A 23708-nucleotide genomic window follows, 5' to 3' on the forward strand; every position below is an offset into this window, starting at 1 on the left:
AGACGGGCGATGGCGGCGGTATCGACATTCGGAGTCAAGCAGCAGGAACAGGAGCTGAGCCGCGAGTGGCGCAGCTGGATCGCGGAAAACCTCATGCTGGGCAGTCATCCGTCGGCGCTGATGCCGGTGCTGCAACAGGCGGGCATTGCGGAGCCCCTGGCGCGCCGCGAAATCGAGCTGGCGCTGCAGAGTCCCTATCTGGCCGGCGCCGTGCGCCTGTCGAACCGCCTGGCCAAGCGCGACTGGGTGATCGATATCCAGCGCAAGCTGAACCAGCTGCGCGACCCCGAGATTCCCCGCCGCGACAAATTGACGGCGCAGGAATTCCTCGACGAGTACTACTCCACCAATCAGCCCGTGATCATCACGGGCATGATGGACGACTGGCCCGCCATGGCCAAGTGGAGCCCCGCCTATTTCCGCGAGCATTACGCTCAGCGCGAAGTGGAAGTGCAGTTCGGCCGCGAGGCGGATGATCAGTACGAAATGAACAGCGTGGCGCACAAGCGCAAGATGGCGTTCGGCGAGTATGCGAGCCTGGTCGAGGGCAGCGGCGCGACCAACGATTTCTATATGACGGCGAATAACAATTCGCAGAACCGGCAAGCCTTGCGCGAGCTGTGGGACGATATCGGCCAGCTGCCCGAATACCTGAAGCAGGATGGCGGCCGCACGGGTTTTCTGTGGTTCGGCCCCGCCGGCACGGTGACGCCATTCCACCACGACCTGACGAACAACTTCATGGCGCAGGTCAAAGGGCGCAAGCGGCTGCGCATCATGGCCGCCTGCGAGGTGGCGCGCGTGTACAACCAGCGCCACTGTTTTACGCCCGTCGACGGGCGCGACATCGACGTGCGGCGCTATCCGCTGATGGCCGACGTGCAGGTGCGCGAATGCGTGCTGGCGCCGGGCGAGATCCTGTTTTTGCCCGTCGGCTGCTGGCATTTCGTCGAAGCGCTCGACGTATCGATGACGGTGGCGTTTACCAACTTCAAATGGGATAACGATTTTTACAGCAAGTATCCGCCGAATCACGACTTTTGATCTTGCTGCCGCAGGCGCGAACTTGCCGCGAACAGCCGCCTTACGGGCGGCTTTTTTCATGCTACGGTGCGCTTCTTGTATAAGATATTTCCATAAAATATTTGATTCAAATCATTTTGAAGCAATTATTTTAATATGAATGGCCATGATGTTTCATTATCCAGATGGCGGTGGCGGGCGGATAATTTGATGGCTGGCGCGGCGCCAGTACCAACCATCTGGAGGCGGCAGGGCATGAACACGCAGCAAATGACACAGTTACAGCAAGCACCAGCAGATCGTACTGAACTTCGACTCGACACAAGGCTGACCCGCGAAGCGGCCGAGCTGCTGGCCAGGGCCGATATCCATTTGAATGGCCGCGCCGCCTGGGACATGCAGCTGCGCAAGCCGGGCGTGCCCGAGCGCGCCTTCGCCAGCGGCAACCTGGGCCTCGGTGAAGCGTACATGGACGGCGACTGGGATGCGCAGCAGCTCGACGAATTCTTTTGCCATTTGCTGCGCGCCAGGTTGGGCGACGACGTGCGCCCCATGCGCCTGGCCTTCCACGCGCTGACCGCGCGCCTGTTCAACCTGCAGACGGAACGCCGCGCCTGGATGGTGGGCAAGGAGCACTACGACCTCGGTAACGCCTTCTATGCGGCCATGCTCGACCCGCGCATGACGTACACGTGCGGCTACTGGAAGGATGCGGGCAATTTGGCCGAGGCGCAGGAGGCCAAGCTCGACCTGGTCTGCCGCAAACTGCGCCTGGAGCCGGGCATGCGCGTGCTCGATATCGGCTGCGGCTGGGGCAGTTTCATGCGCTATGCGGCGGAAAAATACCAGGTGCGGTGCGTGGGCGTGACGATTTCGCAAGAGCAGGCCGCGTATGCGCGCGCCATGCCGGGCGGCGAGCCCCTGGACATCCGCTTGCAGGACTACCGCGACACCGATGAAAAATTCGACCGCATCTTCAGCATCGGCATGTTCGAGCACGTGGGCCACAAGAATCACCGCACCTTCATGGAAGTGGCGCACCGATGCCTGGAAGACGACGGCCTGTTCCTGCTGCACACGATAGGCAAAAACAAGCGCCATTCCACGTGCGACCCGTGGATCGACAAATACATCTTCCCGAATGGCGACTTGCCGTCGATCGGCCAGATCGGCGACGCCATGGACGATCTGTTCGTGGCCGAAGACTTGCACAACTTCGGCGCCGACTACGACAAGACCCTGATGGCCTGGCATGCCAATTTTGAGCGGGCGTGGCCGCGCTTTGCCGCCCAGCTGGGCGGGCGCTTCCACCGCATGTGGTCCTACTATCTGCTGTCCTGCGCGGGCGCCTTCCGCGCGCGCGACCTGCAGCTGTGGCAATGGGTGCTGTCGAAGCAGGGCGTATTGGGCGGCTATGAGCGTGTCAGCTGATATCATGGATTGATGGATATCAATCAAGCGCGTACCTTCCTCGAAGTGGCGTCCTGCGGCAGCTTCATCATGGCCGCCGAACGCATGCACGTGACGCAGACGGCCGTCAGCGCCCGCATCCGCACCCTGGAACAGCAACTGGGGCGCCAGCTGTTCGTGCGCAACAAGGCGGGCGCGCGCCTGACGCCGGCCGGCGAGCGCTTCATGCGCCATGCGGCCACTATGGTGCAGGTGTGGGAAAGGGCGCGCCATCAGGTGGCCTTGCCGCCGGGGCGCGACGACGCCGTCAGTATCGGCTGCGAATTGAGCTTGTGGCAGCCGCTGCTCGGCGACTGGTTGATACGCATGAGCCGTGATTGCCCCGAGATCGCCCTGCGCGCGGAAGTCGACAGCCCCGCGCGCCTGCTCGACGCCGTGCACGACGGCTCGCTCGACCTGGCCGTGCTGTACAACCCGCCCCAGCGTCCGGGCCTGGCCAGCGAATTGCTGGCCGAGGAAAAGCTCGTGATGGTGACCACGCGTGCCGACGGGCAGATGCATGCCGATACGTACGTGTACGTGGACTGGGGCCCGGCGTTTGCCGCGAACCACCAGGCCGCGTATCCGGAGCTGAGCAGCCCGCCCGTCTCGATCTCGCTGGGGCCGCTGGCCCTCGTCTACCTGCTGGAAGTGGGTGGCGCCAGTTATTTCCGCATCGGCAGCGCGCAACCTTATCTCGATGCGGGCTTGCTGCAGCGCGTGCGCGACGCGCCCGAATTCTCGCATTCCGCCTACGCCGTCTACGCAGCCCAGCGCGACAACCCGACCCTGGACCGCGCCCGCGCCTGCCTGCTCGAGGTGGCGGAGAGAATCAAGTAAATGCTGTGGACGTAAAAAAGCCGACCCGAGGGTCGGCTTTTCGTTTAAGCGCAATGCTTAGTCGCGGCTGCCGCCGGCGAAACCTAAAAGCGACAGCAGGCTGGTGAAGATGTTGTACACGTCCAGGTAGATGCGCAGGGTGGCCGAGATGTAGTTGGTCTCGCCGCCGTTGATGATTTGCTGCACGTCATACAGGATGTAGGCCGAGAAGATGGCGATGGCGACCATGGAGATCACGATCGACAGTGCCGACAGGCCCAGGAAAATATTCGCCACCGATGCCAGGATCAGCACGATCACGCCCGCGAACAGCCATTTGCCCATGGCCGAGAAGTCGCGCTTCGAGACCGTGGCGATTGTCGCCATCACGGCCAGGATGGTGGCCGTGCCGCCGAATGCCGTCATGATCAGCATGCCGCCGTTCGAGTAGCCGAGCGTGCGCGTCAGCAGTGGCGTGAGCATCAGGCCCATGAAGAAGGTGAAGCCCAGCAGGACGGCGACGCCGAGGCCCGAGTTCTTGGTCTTTTCAATCGCGTACATGAAGCCGAATGCGACGGCCATGAAGATGATGAAGCCCATGCCGCCGGTCAGCATCGGCAAATGCATTTGCACGCCGATGAAGGCGCCCAGCACGGTCGGGATCATGGACAGCGCCAGCAGCCAGTAAGTGTTGCGCAAGACCTGATGGCGGACTTGCTGCATGCCCCCCGACAGGTCAAAGGTGCGTTGCATGTTCTGATTCATAGTGCCTCCGTGTTGTCAATTCAAATTACCGCTTTACTCAAGGATAGCATGAGGGCCGGAATTTGCCAAAAAAGCAGCTTAAGATTTCATTAAACGGGGACGGGGCGGCAAGATGCCCCTGCCTGTCTGGGTGACATGGGGTGGAGTATGGTAAAATCAAAGGTTGATTGAGTTCTCAATTTACCGTTTTAAACCTTACTTTTTATTGGAGTTTTCACACATGGCAATCGAACGCACCCTGTCGATCATCAAACCAGACGCAGTTGCAAAAAACGTAATCGGTCAAATCTACTCGCGTTTTGAAAACGCTGGCCTGAAAATCGTTGCAGCACGCATGACCCAACTGTCGCGCGAACAAGCTGAAGGCTTCTACGCAGCGCACAAAGAACGCGGCTTCTTCAAGGATCTGGTCGACTTCATGGTTTCCGGTCCAGTCATGATTCAAGCCCTGGAAGGCGAAAACGCCGTTCTGGCCCACCGTGACCTGATGGGCGCGACCGATCCGAAGAAAGCAGAAAAAGGCACGATCCGCGCCGATTTCGCCGATTCGATCGACGCAAACGCCGTACACGGTTCCGACGCTGTCGAAGCTGCTAAAGTGGAAATCGCTTACTTCTTCCCAGAACTGAAGGCTTAATTGCCTTAGATAACGTTATTTCCTGGCGTTATCTGTGAAATAACTTATCACCCCCTGTTCCCGCTGCGCTGTGGAGTTTTCGCTCCGGATGCGCGCGGGGACGGATTTTTAGAATAGACAAGATCATGAATACGACGACCCTCACCAACTTGCTGGACCTCGATCCCGCGCAACTCATCGCTTACTGCGCCGAGTTGGGAGAGAAATCGTTTCGTGCGAAACAATTGCAACGTTGGATACACCAGTTTGGCGCCTCCGACTTTGACGCCATGACGGACCTGGCCAAGTCGCTGCGCGACAAGCTGGCCACGCGCGCCGAAGTGCGCGCCCCGGCCATCATCAGCGACCATACGTCGACGGATGGCACGCGCAAGTGGCTGGTCGACGTGGGCAATGGCAATGCCGTGGAAACCGTGTTCATTCCGGAAGAAAACCGTGGCACCCTGTGCATCTCGACCCAGGCCGGCTGCGCCGTGAACTGCCGTTTTTGCTCGACGGGCAAGCAAGGCTTCAACCGCAACCTCAGTGTCGGCGAAATCATCGGCCAGCTGTGGATGGCGGAATTCGAATTGCGCCGCACCAAGGGCATCGAACCGGGCCCGAAAGGCGAGCGCCAGATCACCAACGTGGTCATGATGGGCATGGGCGAGCCCCTGCTGAACTTCGAACCGACCGTCACGGCCCTGAAATTGATGCTCGACGACAACGCCTACGGCCTGTCGCGCCGCCGCGTGACCCTGTCGACGTCGGGCGTCGTGCCGATGATGGACAAGCTGTCGCAGGAAGTGCCGGTGGCCCTGGCCGTCTCGCTGCACGCCTCGAACGATGCCTTGCGCGACGGCTTGATTCCACTGAACAAGAAATACCCGCTGAAGGAATTGATGGCGGCCTGCAAGCGCTACCTGGAATTCGCGCCGCGCGATTTCATCACGTTCGAATACTGCATGCTCGACGGCGTCAATGACAGCGACGAGCACGCGCGTGAACTGCTGGCGCTGGTGCAGGACCGCGAGTTCGGCGTGAACTGCAAGTTCAACCTGATTCCATTCAACCCCTTCCCCGAGTCGGGCTTGTTCCGTTCGAAAAACCCGCGCATCAAGGCGTTCGCCCAGGTGCTGATGGACGGCGGCATCATCACCACCGTGCGCAAGACGCGCGGCGACGATATCGATGCGGCCTGCGGCCAGCTGGCCGGCGAAGTCAAGGACCGCACCCGGGTGCAGGAACGCATGGAAAAGATGACCGAGTATCAACAGAAATTTGGTGCCAATTTCGGCAAGATCGTGGAGATCCGCTCCTGATGAGGGAAGGCATGGCTTACCAACGCTCGCTCGCTGTGGCCGCTGTTTGCCTGGCCGTGCTGCTGGTCGGCTGTGCCTCTTCCACGCCGCAGACTGTCGCCAAGGACGTGCAGGCGGGTGCGCCGGAGCGTGCCGCGCTGCGCTTGCAGCTGGCCAGCGCGTACTATGCACAAGGCCAGCTCGACGTGGCCCTGGCGGAAGTGCAGCAAGCCGTGCAATTGGCGCCGAACGATGCGCAAGCGTATGGCGTGCGCGCCCTGATCCGCGCGGCCCAGCGGCAAACTGCGTCAGCCGAGAAAGATTTCCTTTACGCTTTGCGCCTTGCGCCCCACAATCCCGAGTTGAGCAATAATTACGGCCTGTTTTTGTGCCAGACGGGACGCGCCGCGCAATCGCTGGCGTATTTCGATGCGGCATTGGCGGATGCGGCGTATGTATCGCCGGAAAAGGCGCTCAACAATGGGGGCGCTTGCAGCCTGGCCCTGAACGATTACCCGCGTGCGGGCGCGTATTGGATGCGCGCCTTACGCATCGCACCGGACGTGGCAGTGACGAACGCCGGCCTGGTGCGCGTGTATTACCAACAGCAAGACTACCGGCAGGCGGCTTATTATTTGCAGCGGCTCGGTAAGATAGCAACAATGGAGAGCCAGACGGCCGATGTGCTGTGGCTCGGGATCAAGGTGCAGCATAAGCTCGGGGATGCGGGTGCGGAAGCTGGCCTGGGGGCGCATTTGCGCAACCACCATTCCGGCTCCCCCGAATATGCTGCTTATCAAAATGGGGCGTTTGATGAGTGAGACAGGGATACCAATGAATTCAGAGTGGGCAGAAACGCCTCAGCAGCAGCCCCAGGGCAATCTGGCGTTGGCAGGCGCGCAGTTGAAGGCGCAGCGCGAAGCGCTGGGCTGGCCGGTGGAGCAGGTGGCCGACCAGCTCAAGCTGGCGCCGCGCCAGGTGATCGCGCTGGAAGAGGGCGACATGGCGGCTTTGCCGAACCTGGCCGTCGTGCGCGGTTTCGTGCGCGCCTACGCCAAGGTGGTGCGTCTCGACGCGGCGCCGCTGGTGGCCATGATCGAAGTTCACCCGGCGCCGGCGCAAGACCCGGCCGCGCCCGTGCGGCGTGAAATTTCCGCCACGTTTTCCGAATCGCGCTTCCCGTCGATGACGCAGCGCTCGTCGAACCAGACTCCCCTCTGGATCGCCGGTGCCGTAGCCGTCGTCGTGGCGGCCGCCTTTGGCGCGTATAAACTCGGTTATGTGCCGGCCAGCCTGCTGTCCTCGCAGGCCGGGAAAGAAACATCGCATGCGGAAGTGGGGCCCGTGGAAACGACCCTGGTCAAGCCGGGCCAGGACTTGACGCCCGTGCAGTCGCCGTCCGTGCCCCTGATTTCCGTGCCGCCGCCGCCAGGCAACGATACGCAGACTGGCGCTCCGGCTGCCGCCATCGCTTCGGCGCCGGCCGCCGCCGTGCCGCCGGCTGCTGCGCCAGTCCCTGCGACAGCCGCGACGGCTGCCGTCACGCCGCCTGCAGCTGCCGCTGCCCCTGCCGTGGGCGCGAATGCGCTCGTGCTGAAAGTGGAGCAGGATTCCTGGGTGGAAATCCGCCGCCCTGGCAGTACGCCGCTGATTTCACGCATGGTGAAGGCGGGCAGCACGGAAACGTTCGATATCACGGGACCGGCCACCCTGGTGGTGGGCAAACCTGGCGTGGTGCAGGCAACCTTGCGCGGCGCCAAGCTGGAGCTGCCGACCGTTGCCGGTGGCACGATCTCGCGCGTCAGCATCAAATAATTGCAGTAACCGTTCAAGCAAACTCAGAAGATAATATTATGGCTACCTCGAAAACAGCGATCGGCTCCGGTCCATCCGGCCGGCGCGACAGCCGCAAGGTGCTGATCGCGCACGGCCAGCGCCAGATCTGGGTGGGCGGCGACGCCCCCGTGGTGGTGCAGTCGATGACGAACACGGATACGGCCGACGCCATCGGCACGGCGATCCAGATCAAGGAACTGGCGCGTGCCGGCTCGGAACTGGTGCGCCTGACGGTGGACCGTCCGGAAGCGGCTGCGGCCGTGCCTTACATCCGCGAGCAGCTCGACAAGATGGACATCGACGTGCCGCTGGTGGGCGATTTTCACTATAACGGCCATACCCTGCTCAACGATTACCCCGATTGCGCGCGCGCGCTGTCGAAGTACCGCATCAATCCGGGCAACGTGGGCAAGGGCGCCAAGCGCGACACACAATTTGCGCAAATGATCGAAGCGGCTTGCCGCTACGACAAGCCGGTGCGCATCGGCGTGAACTGGGGCAGCCTCGATCAAGCCTTGCTGGCGCGCATCATGGATGAAAACGCGGGCCGTGCCGAACCATGGCCGGCGCAAGCCGTCATGTATGAAGCGCTGGTGACGTCGGCCATTGAAAATGCCGTGCGCGCCGAAGAGCTGGGCCTGGCGCGCGACAAGATCATCCTGTCGTGCAAGGTGTCGGGCGTGCAGGACCTGATCGCCGTGTACCGCGAACTGGCGCAGCGCTGCGACTATCCGCTGCACCTGGGCCTGACGGAAGCGGGCATGGGCAGCAAGGGCATCGTCGCTTCGACGGCGGCCCTGGCCGTGCTGCTGCAGGAAGGCATCGGCGACACCATCCGCATTTCGCTCACGCCCGAACCGGGCGGCGACCGCACGCGCGAAGTCATCGTCGGCCAGGAAATCCTGCAAACCATGGGCTTGCGCAAGTTCGCGCCCATGGTCATCGCCTGTCCCGGTTGCGGCCGCACGACGTCGACCACCTTCCAGGAGCTGGCCGACAACATCCAGACGTATCTGCGCGAACAGATGCCGGAGTGGAAGAAATCGTATCCGGGCGTGGAAGCGATGAACGTGGCCGTCATGGGCTGCATCGTCAACGGTCCCGGCGAATCGAAGCATGCGAACATCGGCATCAGCCTGCCCGGCACGGGCGAGTCGCCAGCCGCGCCCGTGTTTGTCGACGGCGAAAAGGTCGTCACCCTGCGCGGCGAACGCATCGTCGAGGAATTCCAGGACATCGTCCTCAATTATGTTAAAAGCCATTACGGCAATACCGCGCCGGTTGCCGCGTAGGTCGGATTAGCGCTGTGCGCGTCATCCGACAATCAAGTTAAAGCAAAGAAGAACACTATGTCCGAAAATAAAAAGCTCGACAAAATCACCGCCGTCAAAGGCATGAACGATATCCTGCCAGCTGACGCCCCGCTGTGGGAATTGTTTGAAAACACGGCGCAATCCGTGCTGCAAAGCTATGGCTTCCAGCAGATCCGCACGCCGATCGTGGAAGAAACGAAGCTGTTCGCGCGCGCCATCGGCGCCGTGACCGATATCGTGGAAAAGGAAATGTATTCGTTCACCGATTCGATGAACGGCGACAACCTGACCCTGCGTCCTGAAGGCACGGCTGGCGTGGTGCGCGCCGTCGTCGAGCACAACCTTGTGTACGAAGGCCCGAAACGCCTGTGGTACAAGGGCCAGATGTTCCGCCACGAGCGTCCGCAAAAGGGCCGCTACCGCCAGTTCCACCAGTTTGGCGCGGAAGCCATCGGCTTCACGGGCCCGGACATCGACGCCGAGCTGATCATGATGACCCGCCGCCTGTGGGATGACCTGGGCCTGGAAGGCATCCGCCTGGAACTGAACTCGATTGGCGATGCGGCCGAGCGCCTGCGCCACCGCGCCGACCTGATCGCCTACCTGGAAAGCCACAGCGAGCTGCTCGACGAAGAAGCCAAGCGCCGCCTGCACAGCAACCCGCTGCGCATTTTGGATACCAAGAATCCTGCCATGCAGGATCTGGTCAATGGCGCGCCGAAGCTGCTCGAGTACCTGGGCGAGGAATCGCTGGCCCATTTCCACGGCGTGCAGAAGATTCTGAACCACAACAATATTCCATTCATCATCAATCCACGCCTGGTGCGCGGCCTCGATTATTACAACCGCACGGTGTTCGAGTGGGTCAGCGACAAGCTGGGCGCGCAAGGCACGGTCTGCGCCGGTGGCCGCTACGACGGCATGGTTGAAATGTTCGGCGGCAAATCGACGCCCGCCGTCGGTTTCGGCATGGGCGTCGAACGCCTGGTGCTGCTGATGAAGGACGCGGCCGAGCCGGAACAGCCAGCCCAGTGCGACGTCTACCTGGTGCACCAGGGCGAGCAGGCAGGCTTGCAAGCGTTCGTGCTGGCCGAGCGGATTCGCGATGCGGGCCTGGACGTTGTGCTACATTGCGCAGCGAGCAACGGTGGCGGCAGCTTCAAGACGCAAATGAAAAAGGCGGACGCCAGCGGTGCGGCATTTGCCGTGATCATGGGCGACGATGAAATCGCCAACCATGTCGCGACGGTGAAAGCCATGCGCGAAGCCGATGCGGGCGCGCAGCAGAACACGGTGCCGTTCGACGATGTCGTCGATTACGTGGTGGACCAGATCATCGGCGACCACGATTGCGGCCATGACCACGGTCCTGGCGGCCACGTGCATCACCACCACTGATTTGCAGCAAGACCGTTCTACCCTCGATCAACTACTCATTAAAACTGACGACCCATGGCATACGATCACGAAGAACAAGAACAACTGGCAACCCTCAAGGCCTGGTGGCAGCGCAATGGCAATCTGACCTCCTGGGTCCTGATCGTGGCGCTGGCAGGCTACAGCGGCTGGGCTGGCTGGCAGTACTACCAGCGCACGCAGGCTGCGCAAGCGGGCCAGCTGTACGACGAACTGCAAAACGCCATCGCCGTCAAGGACACGGCCAAGGTGATGCGCGCGGCCGGCGACATGCAGTCGCGTTTCAGCGGCACGGCGTATGCGCAGATGAGCGCCCTGGCCGCTGCCAAGGTGGCGTTCGACGCGAACGACCTGAAAACGGCCAAGACCCAGCTGCAGTGGGCGGCCGAGCATGGCACGGAAGAGTACAAGGCCATCGCCAAGCTGCGCCTGGCCGCTGTCCTGCTGGACGAAAAAGCCTACGATGAAGCGCTGAAAGTGCTGGCAACGGCTTCCGTGGCGCAATTTGCCGGCGCCGTGGCCGACCGCAAGGGCGACATCCTGGTGGCGCAAAACAAGCTGGCCGATGCCCGCACGGCTTACCTGGCCGCGCTGGCCGCGACGGACAAGAACAATCCAGGCCGTCAGCTGATCCAGGTCAAACTGGAAGCGATCGGCGGTACGGTACCGGAAGACAAGGCCAAGGCTGGCAAGGCCGCCGCCTGACAGGAACACTGATGGCGGGGCCGGGTGGCGTTGTGCGCCGCCTGCCTTGCCCTTACAAGTACAAGAAAAAGGTTGGATAACACTTATGCGTGTCACTGAAAAGCTGGTAGCTGCAAGTCTGTTGGCCCTGATGGCCGGTTGCTCGTCCTGGAACCCGTTCGCCTCGAAAGATCCGAAAACCGAGCCGGCCAAGCTGGTCGAGTTAAAATCGAGCATCGCCGTGCGCGACGCCTGGAAGTATTCGATCGGCAAGGCTGGCGTCTATGCATTCACGCCTGCGCTGGCCGGCAGCAGCCTGTACGTGGTCAACGCCGATGGCGCGCTGGCGCGCCTGGACGCGGCCAGCGGCCGTGAAGCGTGGCGCGTCAAGGCCGGCAGCGATATCACATCGAGCGCCGGCAGCGATGGCACGGTCGTGGCCGTCGGCGCCGCCAAGGGTGCCGTGCTGGCGTTTGATGCCGATGGCAAGCAGCTGTGGAAGGCGCAGGCGTCCAGCGAAGTATTGACGGCGCCCGTCGTGGGGCAAGGCGTGGTCGTCGTACGCAGCGTGGACAACCGCATCGTCGGTTTCGACGCCAAGACGGGCGAGCGCAAATGGACGGTGCAGCGCGCCACGCCGGCATTGACCCTGCGCAATGCGCCGGGCATGGTGCTGGGCGGCGCGAACATCTACGTGGCCCAGCCTGGCGGCAAGCTGCTGGCACTGACGGCGGCCACCGGTGTGGTACGCTGGGAGATCGTCGTCAGCGAACCGCGCGGCGCTACCGAACTCGAACGCGTCTCCGACATCGCCGGCGCACCGGTGGTGTTCGAAGGCGAAGTGTGCGCCGTCACCTACCAGGGCAAGGCGGGCTGTTTCGACGCCGCCACGGGCGTGCCGCGCTGGACCAAGCCGATCTCGTCCGATGTGGGCGTGGCCGTCGACCAGCGTTTCGTGTTTGTTGCCGATGATCAGGGCGGCGTCTTGGCATTCAGCCGCGAAGGCGGCCAGAGCGCCTGGAAGAACGAGGCGCTGGCGCGCCGCCGCCTGTCGACACCGGCCTCCTACGGCCGCAGCGTCGCCGTCGGCGATTATCAAGGTTATATCCACTTCCTGTCACGGGAAGATGGCGCATTAATAGGTCGTGTCAGCACCGACGGTAGCCCGATTGTTTCGGCTCCCGTTGTTGCCGGTTCGAATTTGATTTTTCAAACCCAATCAGGGACAGTGACCGCTCTCGCGGTCGAGTAATACAATGAAGCCGGTAATTGCACTAGTAGGTCGACCCAATGTTGGGAAATCGACTTTATTCAATCGTCTGACCCGCTCGCGCGACGCGCTGGTGGCGGATTTGCCTGGGTTGACGCGCGATCGTCACTATGGCGAAGGCCGTGTCGGCGAACGTCCCTTCCTGGTCATCGATACGGGTGGTTTCGAACCCGTCGCCAAGGAAGGCATCATGCACCAGATGGCACTGCAGACCAAGCAGGCCGTGGCCGAGGCCGACGTGGTGGTATTCATCGTGGACGGCCGTCAAGGCCTGACCCCGCATGACAAGACCATCGTCGACTTCCTGCGCAAGAGCGGTCGCCCGGTCTTGCTGGTGGTGAACAAAAGCGAAGGCATGCGCTACACGGCCGTCGTGTCCGAATTCTATGAATTGGGCATGGGCGATCCGTACGCGATCTCGTCGGCGCACGGCGACGGCGTCAACGACCTCGTCGAAGTGATGCTGGACCTGGCGTTCGCGCAGCGTCCGGATGAGCCTGAAGAGCTGGAAAAGACCGACCGCGGCATCAAGATCGCCCTCGTCGGCCGTCCGAACGTGGGCAAGTCGACCTTGATCAATACCTTGTTGGGCGAAGAGCGCGTGATCGCCTTCGACATGCCGGGCACGACGCGCGATTCGATCGAAATCCCGTTCGAGCGCGATGGCCAGCAATACACCTTGATCGACACGGCCGGTATCCGCCGCCGCGGCAAGGTGTTTGAAGCGATCGAGAAATTCTCGGTCGTGAAAACGCTGCAGTCGATTTCCGAAGCCAACGTGGTCGTGCTGATGCTCGACGCGCAGCAGGATATCTCGGAGCAAGACGCGCATATCGCCGGTTTCATCCTGGAATCGGGCCGCGCGCTGGTCGTGGCCGTGAATAAATGGGATGGCTTGCAATCGCACCAGCGCGATGAAATCAAGATCGATATCGACCGCAAGCTCGACTTCCTGTCGTTCGCGCAGATGCATTTCATTTCCGCGCTGAAAGGCACCAACATCGGTCCACTGATGAAGTCGCTCAACGCCGCGTATGCGGCCGCCATGTGCGATTTGTCGACACCGAAGCTGACGCGCGCCCTGATCGAGGCCGTGGAGAAGCAGGAACCGCGCCGCAAGGGCTCGATCCGTCCGAAGCTGCGCTATGCGCACCAGGGCGGCATGAACCCGCCTGTGATCGTTATTCACGGCAATGCGCTCGACGCCGTTGGCGATCCGTACAAACGCTATCTGGAAAAACATTTCCGCGATACGTTTGCCCTGGTCGGCACGCCGCTGCGCATCGAACTGCGTACGGGTAAAAACCCGTTTGCACGCACGCCAAGCAAGTAATGTTTTAAATGCTGAATTAAGTGCATATTAAGGCGCCGCGGAGATAATGCGGCGCCGGCAGCCACTTAATGGCTGCTTGCACGAAAATAATAAAGTGTTAATGCGCCATGCGCGACAGCGATCGCGAAAACAGGTTACAGTAGCTATGACGCATCTTTCTTTCTTTGAAAGGTGTGAGAGCACTTGAAATCAAGCGAGTCGCCTCCAATTCTTACACAACAACATAAACAACGGAGCTGTTATGAGCAACAAAGGGCAACTGTTACAAGACCCATTCCTCAATGCATTACGCAAAGAGCATGTTCCTGTCTCGATCTATCTGGTCAATGGCATTAAATTGCAGGGCCATATCGAATCGTTCGATCAATATGTCGTATTGCTGCGCAATACGGTGACACAGATGGTGTACAAGCATGCCATCTCGACAGTGGTGCCGGCCCGTGCCGTCAATCTCAATATTGAATCTGAAGCGGAGTAAAGCGTTGAGCTTGACGGCCCAGCGCCTTTCACCCTCCATCGCCCCCGTCCGCGCCAGCGGCGCTGATGCGTTTGCATCGGCGTCGGCGTCCGCCGCAACTTATCAGATGCCATCATGCGCGCGGCACTAGTCGGAGTTGACTTCGGTCACAGCGACTTCGCCGCCAGCATGGAGGAACTCATGCTGTTGTCGCGTTCTGCTGGCGCGGACCCGATTTCCACCATTACGGCCAAGCGTTCCAGTCCCGATTCCGCGTATTTCGTCGGCAGCGGCAAGGCCGATGAAATTGGCGACGTCGTCGTCAACGATGGCCTGGAAATCGTCATCTTCAATCACGCCCTCTCGCCTGCCCAGCAGCGCAATCTGGAAAAACGCCTGAACGTGCGCGTGCTCGACCGTACCAGCCTGATCCTCGACATCTTCGCGCAACGCGCCAAGAGCCACGAGGGCAAGCTGCAAGTCGAGCTGGCCCAGTTGCAGCATCTGGCCACGCGCCTGATCCGCGGCTGGACCCACCTTGAGCGGCAAAAGGGCGGTATCGGCTTGCGCGGTCCCGGCGAGACGCAGCTCGAGACCGACCGCCGGCTGATTGGCGAGCGCGTCAAGGCCTTGCGCGCCCGTCTGGAAAAGCTGCACAAGCAGCGCGAAACGCAGCGCCGCGCGCGCGGCCGCAATCACACATTCTCGGTGTCCCTGGTCGGCTATACCAATGCCGGCAAGTCGACCCTGTTCAATGCCGTGACCAAGGCCGGCGTGTATGTCGCCGACCAGTTGTTCGCCACCCTCGACACCACCTCGCGCCGGGTTTACCTGGGGCAGGAAGTGGGCAACGTGGTGATCTCCGACACGGTCGGCTTCGTGCGCGAATTGCCGCATCAGCTGGTGGCCGCATTCCGCGCCACGCTCGAAGAAACCATCCATGCCGATTTGCTGCTGCATGTCGTCGACGCCGCGTCGCCGGTGCGCATGGAACAGATCGAGCAGGTCAACCTGGTCTTGAAAGAGATCGGCGCCGATCATATTCCGCAAATTCTCGTGTGGAACAAGATCGATGCGGCCGGGCTGGAGCCTTCGGTGGAGCGCGACGAATATGCTACGATCAGTCGCGTGTTCGTCAGTGCGCAGAAGGGCAGCGGGCTCGACCTGCTGCGCGATGCGATCGTCGAGATGGCCAGGAAGGCGCCCGGTTCGGCCCACCTGTATCAGAACGACGAAGCACCGCAGGAAGATCAGTTGGACGGTCAGTACGACCAGCACGATGGCGCCGCCCCGGACCAGGACGAAGAGCCTGGCGAGGACGATAGGATTTCCACCCACTCCCAAGTCGGAACACGATAGTTATGCTTGTCTCCCTACTCAAAAAAACAGGCTTGAAGTTGTCCCTGAACGATCCCCGCTGGGGCAATCGCAAGGACGACGGCAAGAAAGCCCAAGAAGGCAAAAAGCCCGGCGAAGGTCCGCCGGACCTCGATCAGTTGTGGCGCGATTTCAATCAGCGCCTGAACGCCTTTTTCGGACAGAAGAACCGTCCCGACAACGGCGGCAATAACAACGGCGGTGGCGGTGGTCCGCGTCCCGACATGAAGGGCGCCGGCATCACCGCCGGCGTGGTCGGCGTGATCGCCGTCTTCATCTGGCTCGCCAGCGGCGCCTTCATCGTGCAAGAGGGCCAGAACGGCGTCGTGCTCACGTTCGGCAAGTACAGCCACACCACGCCTGCCGGTTTCAACTGGCGCTGGCCGTACCCGTTCCAGACCGACGAAACCGTCAACGTGTCGCAAGTGCGTACGGTGGAAGTGGGTTACCGCCAGTCGCTGCGCAACAAGCAGGCCAGCGAATCGCTGATGCTGACGGACGATGAAAACATCATCGACATCCAGTTCGCGGTGCAATACACCCTGAAAGATCCCGTGGCGTGGCTGTTCAACACGCGCGACCAGGAAGACACCCTGCGCCAGGTCGCCGAAACGGCGATCCGCGAAGTGGTCGGCCGCAGCAAGATGGACTTCGTGCTGTACGAGGGCCGCGAAAAGGTGGCGTACGATACGCAGCAGCTGATGCAGCAGATTCTCGACCGCTACAAGGTCGGCGCCGTCATCACCAACGTGACAATGCAGGCCGTGCAGCCGCCGGAGCAGGTGCAAGCCGCCTTCGACGACGCCGTCAAGGCAGGCCAGGACCGCGAGCGCCAGAAGAATGAAGGCCAGGCTTACGCCAACGACGTCATTCCAAAAGCCCGCGGCGCCGCTTTCCGTCTGATGGAAGAAGCCGCCGCGTACAGCGCGATGGTGACCGAGAACGCGGCAGGTAATGCTTCGCGCTTCAAGCAGGTGCTGGTCGAGTACCAGAAGGCACCAGTCGTCACGCGCGACCGCATGTACCTGGAAACGATGCAGCAAGTGTTCAGCAGCGCCAGCAAGGTCATGGTCGACGCGAAGACGGGCAGCAATCTGCTGTACCTGCCGCTCGACAAGCTGATCGCCCAGACGGCTGCCACCGACGCTGCCGCCCGTGCTGCCGCGACACCCGCAGCCAACACCGTTTTGCCACAGGAAGCCATGCCGACAGTAGAAGTCAATCAGCGCCGCGACAGCCGCTCTTCGCGTGAACGGGAGAGCCGCTAATGAACCGTATCGTAGCCGCCCTGATCGCGGGCTTTATCGCGATCATGCTCTTGTCCTCGACCGTGTTCGTGGTCGACCAGCGTAAGTATGCGGTCGTCTTCGCCCTCGGCGAAGTCAAGGAAGTCATCAGCACGCCGGGCCTGTACTTCAAGCTGCCGCCGCCGTTCCAGAACGTGCTGTACCTGGACAAGCGCATCCTGACCTTGGATACGCCGGAACCGGAACGCTTCATCACTGCCGAGAAGAAGAACATCCTCGTCGACGCCTACGTGAAATGGCGCATCGCCGACCCGCGCCTGTATTTCCGCAGTTTCGGCGGCGATGAAAAGCCGGCTCGCAACCGCATGTCGCAAATCGTCAAGGCGGCGCTGAACGATGAAATCACCAAGCGCACCGTGCGCGAAGTGATCTCGGGCCAGCGCGGCAAGGTGATGGAAGCGATCCTGGCGAAGGTCTCGGCGGAAGCGAAAGCCATCGGCGTGGAAATCGTCGACGTGCGCCTGAAGCGTGTAGATTACGTCGAGCAGATCAACAATTCCGTGTACGAGCGCATGAAGTCCGAGCGCGTGCGCGTGGCCAATGAGCTGCGTTCGACCGGTTCGGCCGACTCCGAGAAAATCCGCGCCGACGCCGACAAGCAGCGCACGGTGATCCTGGCCGAAGCGTACCGCGAAGCCGAGAAGATCCGCGGCGAGGGCGACGCCAAGGCATCGCAGATCTACGCGGAAGCGTTTGGCAAGAATCCGGAGTTCTACAAGTTCTATCGCAGCCTGGAAGCCTACCGCGCCACGTTCAAGGACAAGGGCGACGTGATGGTGGTCGATCCGAGTTCGGAATTCTTCAAGTACTTCAAGGGTAACGGCACGGCCGCTCCGTCCAAGAAGTAAGGCAGCATCGACACTGCCCCCGTTCGCAACGACGGGGCAGTAGCAGCGGGGCCGGCATCGATGCCGGCCCCGTTTTTTTGTGCCCGCCAGGCTGTTGCGGGAAGGCGTAAAATTCCCTGTTTTTGGGGCTGTGCGGCAGCGTTTCGGACAACTTATCCCTAAAGGCCCGTGTTTTCGCGTAAAATATCAGGTTCGGCCTCTTGCCTGGCGCGCCCGCCGCTGCCTCGCATGATGCATTTTTTCAACTTTCTTCCGTATCTCGCTCCCTCATGCCGAATTGGCTTTTGCCCGAAAATATTGCCGATGTTCTGCCGTCGGAAGCGCGCAAGATCGAAGAGCTGCGCCGCCTCATGCTGGATAATTTCCGTCTGTACGGATATGAACTGGTGATGCCGCCGCTGCTCGAGTATCTGGAATCGCTGATGACCGGCGCTGGCAAGGATACCGACCTGCGCACGTTCAAACTGGTCGACCAGCTGTCGGGCCGCATGCTCGGCCTGCGCGCCGACATGACGACGCAAGTGGCGCGCATCGACGCGCATCTGCTGAACCGCGCCACCGTGACCCGCCTGTGCTACGCCGGCAGCGTGCTGCATACCCGTCCGTCGGGTCTGCACGCCACCCGCGAACCGCTGCAGATCGGCGCCGAAATCTATGGCCACGCCGGCCTGGAAGCCGATGCCGAGATCCAGGAACTGGCGCTCGCTTCGCTGGCCCTGGCCGGTTTCGATAGCGTCCGCCTGGATTTGTCGCACGTCGGCCTGTTGCGCGCTATCATTGCGCAAGACGCCGCCGCCGAGCGCGACGAAGCTGCGCTGTACGCCCTGCTGCGCGCGAAAGATGCGCCGGGCCTGCGCGCCCTGACCGCATCCTACGATGCCGTCACGCGCGATGCGCTGCTGGCCTTGCCGAATCTGTATGGCGACATCGACGTGCTGGCGCGTGCGCGCGAAGTGCTGCCGCCGTTGCCGGGCGTGTTGAAGGCGCTGGCCGAACTGGCCGCGCTGGCAGGATCTGCCCTGGGCCGCGCCGAAGTGGCGATCGACCTGGCCGACCTGCGCGGCTACCAATATGAAAGTGGCGCGATGTTTGCGCTGTATGTACCTGGCTTGCCGAACGCGGTTGCGCGCGGCGGCCGTTATGACCACGTCGGCGAAGCGTTCGGCCGGGCACGTCCCGCGACCGGCTTCTCGCTCGATTTGCGCGAACTGGCGCGCCTGTTGCCGACCGCGGAACGGAAGCATTCGATCCGCGCGCCGTGGGGCAGCGCGCCAGAATTGAAGGAAAAAATCGCCGAGTTGCGCAAGGCGGGCGAGGTCGTGATCCAGAGTATGCCGGGTCACAGTAATGAACAAGACGAGTTCGAGTGCGATCGCGTGCTGGTACTTGCCGATAATGGTAGTAGCTGGATTCTTAAAAACTTAGGTTAAGTGATGTCAAAGAAAATTATGGCAAAGAACGTCGTTGTCATCGGCACCCAATGGGGCGATGAAGGTAAAGGCAAGATCGTCGATTGGTTGACCGATCACGCCCAGGGTGTGGTGCGCTTCCAGGGCGGCCACAATGCAGGCCACACGCTGGTCATCGGCGGCGTTAAAACCGCGCTGCAGCTGATCCCGTCGGGCATCATGCGTCCAGGCGTCGCCTGCTACATCGGTAACGGCGTGGTCGTTTCCGTGCCGGACGTGCTGCGCGAAATCGACAAGCTCGAAGCCGTCGGCGTCGAAGTCGCTTCGCGCCTGAAAGTGTCGGACGCGGCGCCCGTGATCCTGCCTTACCACACCGCGATCGACCTGGCGCGTGAAGCCAAGCGTGGCGATGCGAAGATCGGCACCACCGGCAAGGGCATCGGCCCGGCTTACGAAGACAAAGTGGCGCGCCGCGCGATCCGTATCGCCGACCTGCTGAACGAGAAGCGCTTTGCCGAAAAGCTGGCCGAAAACCTCGATTACCACAACTTCGTGCTGGAAAACTACCTGAAGGCGCCGAAAGTCGACTATCAGAAGACCCTCGACGACGCGCTGGCCTATGTGCCGCGTCTGCGTCCGATGGTCACCGACGTGTCGAGCGCGCTGTACAAGGCGCACAAGGCCGGCGCGAACCTGCTGTTCGAAGGCGCGCAGGGTTCCCTGCTCGACGTCGACCACGGCACCTACCCATTCGTCACCTCGTCGAACTGCGTGGCCGGCAATGCCGCCGCCGGTTCGGGCGTGGGTCCTGGCATGCTGCACTACATCATGGGCATCACCAAGGCTTACACGACGCGCGTCGGTTCAGGCCCGTTTCCTTCGGAACTGCCAACGGATGCGGGCGTCGGCCACCACCTGGCGCAAGTCGGCCATGAATTTGGCACCGTGACGGGCCGCGCCCGCCGCTGCGGCTGGTTCGACGCCGCCTTGCTGCGCCGCTCCGTGCAGATCAACGGCGTGACGGGCATGTGCCTGACCAAGCTGGATGTGCTGGACGGTATCGAAACGCTGAAACTGTGCACCGGCTACACCATCGACGGCGTAGCCACGGACATCTTCCCGTCGGGCGCCGAAGAAGCCGCCCGTTGCGTGCCTGTGTACGAAGAGATGCCAGGCTGGACGGAAAGCACGGTCGGCGCGAAATCGCTGGCGGCGCTGCCGGCAACGGCGCGCGCTTACATCAAGCGCATCGAAGAACTGGTCGGCGTACCGGTGGACATGGTTTCGACCGGTCCGGATCGTGAAGAAACGATCGTGCTGCGTCACCCATTCGAGTAAGCTGCTGGACACAATCCGCCGCAAGGCGGATTTTTTTAATCACGCTAATAATAAGATTCCACTATCATGACTACCCCACAATCGAACGATCAACACCTCTGGGTCAACTGGGAAGAATACCACCGCCTGATCGAGCGCCTGGCGCTCAAGGTCTACGAATCGGGCTGGAAATTCGACCAGGTATTGTGCCTGGCGCGCGGCGGCGTGCGTCCCGGCGACGTGTTCTCGCGCATTTTTGACTTGCCACTGGCCATCCTGTCGACCAGCTCCTACCGCGAAGACGCGGGCACGGTGCGCGGCGACCTCGATATCGCCAAGTACATGACCATGACCAAGGGCCCGCTGGCCGGCCGCATCCTGCTGGTCGACGACCTGGCCGATTCGGGCGTCACGCTGGACAAGGTCACGCGTCACCTGAAGGAAAACTTCCCTGACGTGACCGAAGTCAAATCGGCCGTGATCTGGCTGAAGGGCTGCTCCGTCGTGCGTCCCGACTACTTCCTCGACGAATTGCCGCACAATCCGTGGATCCACCAGCCGTTCGAAGACTACGACGGCTTGCGCCCGCACCAGCTGGCGGCGTGGATCAAGAAGGGCGAAGCAGGCAAGTAATTGCGTGCGCGCTTGCAAAAAAAAGACGATCGTGTATCGTCTTTTTTTTCGTCCAAGGAAATGCGATGACCATACTGACGACGGCGCGCCTGCGCCTGGAACCGATCACGGAAAACCATTACGAGCGCATGCGCACGCTCAACACCGATCCCGAGGTGATGACCTACCTGAACGCGGGCCAGCCCGAAAAGGAAGAGGACACGCGCGCCGCCGTCAAGCGCGTCACGGGCCGCTGGGCCGAGTGGGGCTATTCCTGGTGGGCGCTGATACGCCTCGATGATGGCGAGATGGTGGGCATGGCCTGCCTGCAGCATCTCGATGGCGACAAGAGCAAGCCGCACGAAATCGGCTGGCGTCTGGCCCGCACGGGCTGGGGCCAGGGCTATGCCAGCGAGGCGGCGGCCGCCATCGTCGCGCATGCGTTCGACGTCGTCGGCGCGCCCGAAGTGGTGGCCGTGGCGCACCCGGACAACGCGGCCTCGATCAAGGTCATGACGCGCCTGGGCATGCGGTACGCGGGCATGGAGCGCCATTACGATATCGATAGCGTCGTGTACCGCCTGGCGCGCCCATGACGGCAAGGCCGAAGCCCTTGAAGCTGGGCTGCGCCTACGGTGTGCGGTTTTCGCCCGATGGCGCGCGCCTGGCCGTGCTGGGGCGCGACCTGGTCCTGTGGGATGTGGCGGCACGCCAGAAACTGTGGCGCGGCACATTCATCGCCCATTGTTCCAGCATGGCGTTCTCGCCCGACGGCGGCCGGCTGGCCATCAAGAGCACGACGGGCCTGCAGGCCGTGGTGGATGCGCAGGCGGGCCAGGTGCTGCTGAACTTTCAGAACAAAAAGGATGGCGAAGGCTGCGGCCCCGCGTGGTCGCCATGCGGCCGGTATCTTGCCGATGGCGGTTGGGATGGCCGTCTGCGCGTGCGCGACGCGCAGACGGGCGACCTGCTGTTCATGCACGAGCACCCTGGCGAAATGCTGCGCGCAATCTATGCCATCGATGGCGGGCGGCGTTTGCTGGTCCTGCATGGCATCAAGTCGGTGGAGGAAGGGCAGGTGCAGCCGCCCGACTACTGCAGCGTGTGGGATTGGCCATTGCAAGCGGGAGGCGGGCGCAAGGTGCTGTCGCTGCCCAAGCTGGCGTCGTGCGCCCCATCGCCCGATGGCGAGCGCCTGGCCGTGCTGCATTACGCGGGCGGCGACGAGTATCTGTCCGTGCATGCGATGGACGATGGCCGCCTGCTGGCCACGGCGCCCGTGGAAGCGGGCGCCGGCACGGGCGACGCCTTGCGCTGGCTGCCCGACGGCAGCGCGCTGGGACGCGTCGGCAGGGGCAAGCTGCTGTTCTACGCCTGGCCCGGGTTAAACGTCCTGGCGCAGGAAGATTTTGCGTATCCCTGCGCGCTGGACTTTTTGCCTGGCCCGCCATTGGCCGCCATCGGTTCCTGGGAATCTGGCATGCTGATGGATCTGAACGTTCACAAGGAAAATACATGATCACCTGTTACCTGCGTTACATCATCGACCCGTACAAATTGCGGGAATTCGAAGCCTACGGCAAGCTGTGGATACCGCTGGTCGAACGCTTCGGCGGCCAGCACCACGGCTACTTTTTGCCATCGGAAGGCGCCAGCAACGTGGCGCTGGCCATGTTCTCGTTCCCCAGCCTGGCCCTGTACGAGCAATACCGCAGCGACTCGATGCAGGACGCCGAATGCCAGGCCGCCTTCCGTTACGCGGAAGAGACGCGCTGCATCGTCAGCTATGAGCGCAGTTTCTTCCGCCCCGTGTTTGCCTGAACAGGGTCAATCTCGCTGCGGCGCGCCCAGGGGGAAGAGGTGGCGGTACGGGCGCGCCTCTTCCACCGCGCGGGCGAACGACGGGCGGGCCAGCAGGCGCGCGCGGTAGGCGCGCAGCAGGGGCAGCGTCGCGGGAATCGGCTGCGTCCAGTCCGCATAGAACAGCGAGGGCGCGGCGGCGCAGTCGGCCAGCGTAAAGTGGTCGCCGGCGGCCCACGTCTTGCCGGCCAGGTGGGTTTCCAGCCAGGCGTAGGCGAGGTCCAGCTTGTCTCCGGCAAACGCGCGGCCTTCCTCGGTCTTCGCCGGGTCGCCGCTCAAGGCGGCGCCGACGGCATGCTGCACCGGTGTCATGACGTGCAGGTCGAAATAGCGCTCGAGAAAACGCACGTCCAGCGCCTTCATGGCGTCGTCCGGCAGCAGGCGCAGGGGGCCCGAATGGGCCAGTTGCAGGTATTCGATGATGATGCTGGTCTCGGCGACGTTGCGCTCCCCGTCCACCAGCAGCGGGAATTTGCGCAGCGGCCAGCGCTCCAGCCACTGCCGCAAGTGCTCGGGCATGTCCGGCGCCAGGCAGCGGAAATCGAACGGTATGGCGTTTTCGTACAGGGCGATGAGCACCTTTTGCGTGTACGAGGAAAAGGGATGGCCGTAGAGGATCAGCGACACGGTGGAATCTCCTGTGCAAGGTTGGCAACACACGCGTGTGGCAACGATAGTGCAATGACAGGATCAATG

At 62.1% G+C, this 23708-nt stretch carries 24 protein-coding genes; 22 read left to right on the forward strand and 2 right to left on the reverse strand.

Annotated features, from left to right (window positions below; all coding sequences use genetic code 11):
- Nucleotides 1-9: 9 nt before the first annotated feature.
- The 3 genes from ACQ4WO_RS05220 to ACQ4WO_RS05230 all read left to right on the forward strand — a co-directional run bounded on the left by ACQ4WO_RS05220 (nt 10) and on the right by ACQ4WO_RS05230 (nt 3312).
- Nucleotides 10-1044, forward strand: coding sequence for a cupin-like domain-containing protein (locus ACQ4WO_RS05220; RefSeq protein WP_436480487.1), 1035 nt, complete (start codon nt 10-12; stop codon nt 1042-1044).
- Between the two features lie 249 nt (nt 1045-1293).
- On the forward strand, nt 1294-2454 hold the full coding sequence (cfa, locus tag ACQ4WO_RS05225) for a cyclopropane fatty acyl phospholipid synthase (RefSeq protein WP_436480646.1): 1161 nt from the start codon (nt 1294-1296) through the stop codon (nt 2452-2454).
- Nucleotides 2455-2466: 12 nt separating this feature from the next.
- The gene (locus ACQ4WO_RS05230; protein WP_436480488.1) at nt 2467-3312 is read left to right on the forward strand and encodes a LysR family transcriptional regulator; all 846 of its coding nucleotides are present in this window, start codon (nt 2467-2469) and stop codon (nt 3310-3312) included.
- A 57-nt stretch (nt 3313-3369) separates the two neighbouring features.
- Here ACQ4WO_RS05230 and ACQ4WO_RS05235 read toward each other — a convergent pair whose 3' ends face one another.
- Nucleotides 3370-4044: a Bax inhibitor-1/YccA family protein gene (locus ACQ4WO_RS05235; protein ID WP_411268305.1), complete on the reverse strand. Its 675-nt coding sequence runs from the start codon at nt 4042-4044 to the stop codon at nt 3370-3372.
- Between the two features lie 232 nt (nt 4045-4276).
- On the opposite strand from ACQ4WO_RS05235, the gene ndk reads away from it, so the two are divergent.
- From ndk to ACQ4WO_RS05330, 19 genes are all read left to right on the forward strand, one after another.
- A complete protein-coding gene (gene ndk / locus ACQ4WO_RS05240) occupies nt 4277-4693 on the forward strand; it encodes a nucleoside-diphosphate kinase (RefSeq protein WP_034752036.1) in 417 nt (138 codons plus the stop codon).
- 125 nt (nt 4694-4818) lie between these two features.
- Complete coding sequence (gene rlmN, locus ACQ4WO_RS05245; protein WP_436480489.1) at nt 4819-5994, forward strand: dual-specificity RNA methyltransferase RlmN; 1176 nt, start codon at nt 4819-4821, stop codon at nt 5992-5994.
- A gap of 11 nt (nt 5995-6005) precedes the next feature.
- Nucleotides 6006-6794, forward strand: a complete 789-nt coding sequence (gene pilW / locus ACQ4WO_RS05250) for a type IV pilus biogenesis/stability protein PilW (RefSeq protein WP_436480490.1) — start codon at nt 6006-6008, stop codon at nt 6792-6794.
- 13 nt (nt 6795-6807) lie between these two features.
- The gene (locus tag ACQ4WO_RS05255) at nt 6808-7788 is read left to right on the forward strand and encodes a helix-turn-helix domain-containing protein (RefSeq protein WP_436480491.1); all 981 of its coding nucleotides are present in this window, start codon (nt 6808-6810) and stop codon (nt 7786-7788) included.
- 38 nt (nt 7789-7826) lie between these two features.
- The gene (gene ispG / locus ACQ4WO_RS05260; RefSeq protein ID WP_436480492.1) at nt 7827-9101 is read left to right on the forward strand and encodes a flavodoxin-dependent (E)-4-hydroxy-3-methylbut-2-enyl-diphosphate synthase; all 1275 of its coding nucleotides are present in this window, start codon (nt 7827-7829) and stop codon (nt 9099-9101) included.
- A 57-nt stretch (nt 9102-9158) separates the two neighbouring features.
- The gene (hisS, locus tag ACQ4WO_RS05265; protein WP_070301526.1) at nt 9159-10520 is read left to right on the forward strand and encodes a histidine--tRNA ligase; all 1362 of its coding nucleotides are present in this window, start codon (nt 9159-9161) and stop codon (nt 10518-10520) included.
- A gap of 54 nt (nt 10521-10574) precedes the next feature.
- Nucleotides 10575-11243 (forward strand): YfgM family protein, encoded by a 669-nt coding sequence (locus ACQ4WO_RS05270; RefSeq protein WP_436480493.1) that lies wholly within the window; start codon nt 10575-10577, stop codon nt 11241-11243.
- Between the two features lie 85 nt (nt 11244-11328).
- A complete protein-coding gene (bamB, locus tag ACQ4WO_RS05275; RefSeq protein WP_436480494.1) occupies nt 11329-12474 on the forward strand; it encodes an outer membrane protein assembly factor BamB in 1146 nt (381 codons plus the stop codon).
- 4 nt (nt 12475-12478) lie between these two features.
- The gene (der, locus tag ACQ4WO_RS05280) at nt 12479-13825 is read left to right on the forward strand and encodes a ribosome biogenesis GTPase Der (RefSeq protein ID WP_070221915.1); all 1347 of its coding nucleotides are present in this window, start codon (nt 12479-12481) and stop codon (nt 13823-13825) included.
- A 241-nt stretch (nt 13826-14066) separates the two neighbouring features.
- Entirely contained in the window at nt 14067-14303 is a 237-nt protein-coding gene (hfq, locus tag ACQ4WO_RS05285) for an RNA chaperone Hfq (protein ID WP_008450615.1), read from the forward strand.
- Between the two features lie 114 nt (nt 14304-14417).
- Complete coding sequence (gene hflX / locus ACQ4WO_RS05290; protein WP_436480495.1) at nt 14418-15641, forward strand: GTPase HflX; 1224 nt, start codon at nt 14418-14420, stop codon at nt 15639-15641.
- A 2-nt stretch (nt 15642-15643) separates the two neighbouring features.
- On the forward strand, nt 15644-16927 hold the full coding sequence (gene hflK, locus ACQ4WO_RS05295; protein WP_128142408.1) for an FtsH protease activity modulator HflK: 1284 nt from the start codon (nt 15644-15646) through the stop codon (nt 16925-16927).
- Nucleotides 16927-17814 carry a protease modulator HflC gene (hflC, locus tag ACQ4WO_RS05300; RefSeq protein WP_101482164.1) on the forward strand — a complete coding sequence of 296 codons (888 nt, stop codon included), beginning with the start codon at nt 16927-16929 and terminating at the stop codon, nt 17812-17814. The genes hflK and hflC overlap by 1 nt, the downstream gene beginning before the upstream one ends.
- Nucleotides 17815-18083: 269 nt before the next feature.
- Nucleotides 18084-19244 (forward strand): ATP phosphoribosyltransferase regulatory subunit, encoded by a 1161-nt coding sequence (locus tag ACQ4WO_RS05305; protein ID WP_034752022.1) that lies wholly within the window; start codon nt 18084-18086, stop codon nt 19242-19244.
- Between the two features lie 3 nt (nt 19245-19247).
- Nucleotides 19248-20561, forward strand: a complete 1314-nt coding sequence (locus ACQ4WO_RS05310; protein ID WP_034752021.1) for an adenylosuccinate synthase — start codon at nt 19248-19250, stop codon at nt 20559-20561.
- A gap of 66 nt (nt 20562-20627) precedes the next feature.
- Nucleotides 20628-21173, forward strand: a complete 546-nt coding sequence (locus ACQ4WO_RS05315; protein WP_034752020.1) for a phosphoribosyltransferase — start codon at nt 20628-20630, stop codon at nt 21171-21173.
- Between the two features lie 65 nt (nt 21174-21238).
- Nucleotides 21239-21748: a GNAT family N-acetyltransferase gene (locus ACQ4WO_RS05320; RefSeq protein ID WP_436480496.1), complete on the forward strand. Its 510-nt coding sequence runs from the start codon at nt 21239-21241 to the stop codon at nt 21746-21748.
- A complete protein-coding gene (locus tag ACQ4WO_RS05325) occupies nt 21745-22671 on the forward strand; it encodes a WD40 repeat domain-containing protein (RefSeq protein WP_436480497.1) in 927 nt (308 codons plus the stop codon). Before ACQ4WO_RS05320 ends, ACQ4WO_RS05325 begins: the two co-directional genes overlap by 4 nt.
- The gene (locus tag ACQ4WO_RS05330; protein ID WP_034752016.1) at nt 22668-22973 is read left to right on the forward strand and encodes an NIPSNAP family protein; all 306 of its coding nucleotides are present in this window, start codon (nt 22668-22670) and stop codon (nt 22971-22973) included. Before ACQ4WO_RS05325 ends, ACQ4WO_RS05330 begins: the two co-directional genes overlap by 4 nt.
- A 6-nt stretch (nt 22974-22979) precedes the next feature.
- Here ACQ4WO_RS05330 and ACQ4WO_RS05335 read toward each other — a convergent pair whose 3' ends face one another.
- Nucleotides 22980-23639 carry a glutathione S-transferase family protein gene (locus tag ACQ4WO_RS05335; RefSeq protein ID WP_436480498.1) on the reverse strand — a complete coding sequence of 220 codons (660 nt, stop codon included), beginning with the start codon at nt 23637-23639 and terminating at the stop codon, nt 22980-22982.
- Nucleotides 23640-23708: the final 69 nt, after the last annotated feature.

The sequence above is a fragment of the Janthinobacterium aestuarii genome, from assembly GCF_051380835.1.
Taxonomy (GTDB): domain Bacteria; phylum Pseudomonadota; class Gammaproteobacteria; order Burkholderiales; family Burkholderiaceae_D; genus Janthinobacterium; species Janthinobacterium aestuarii.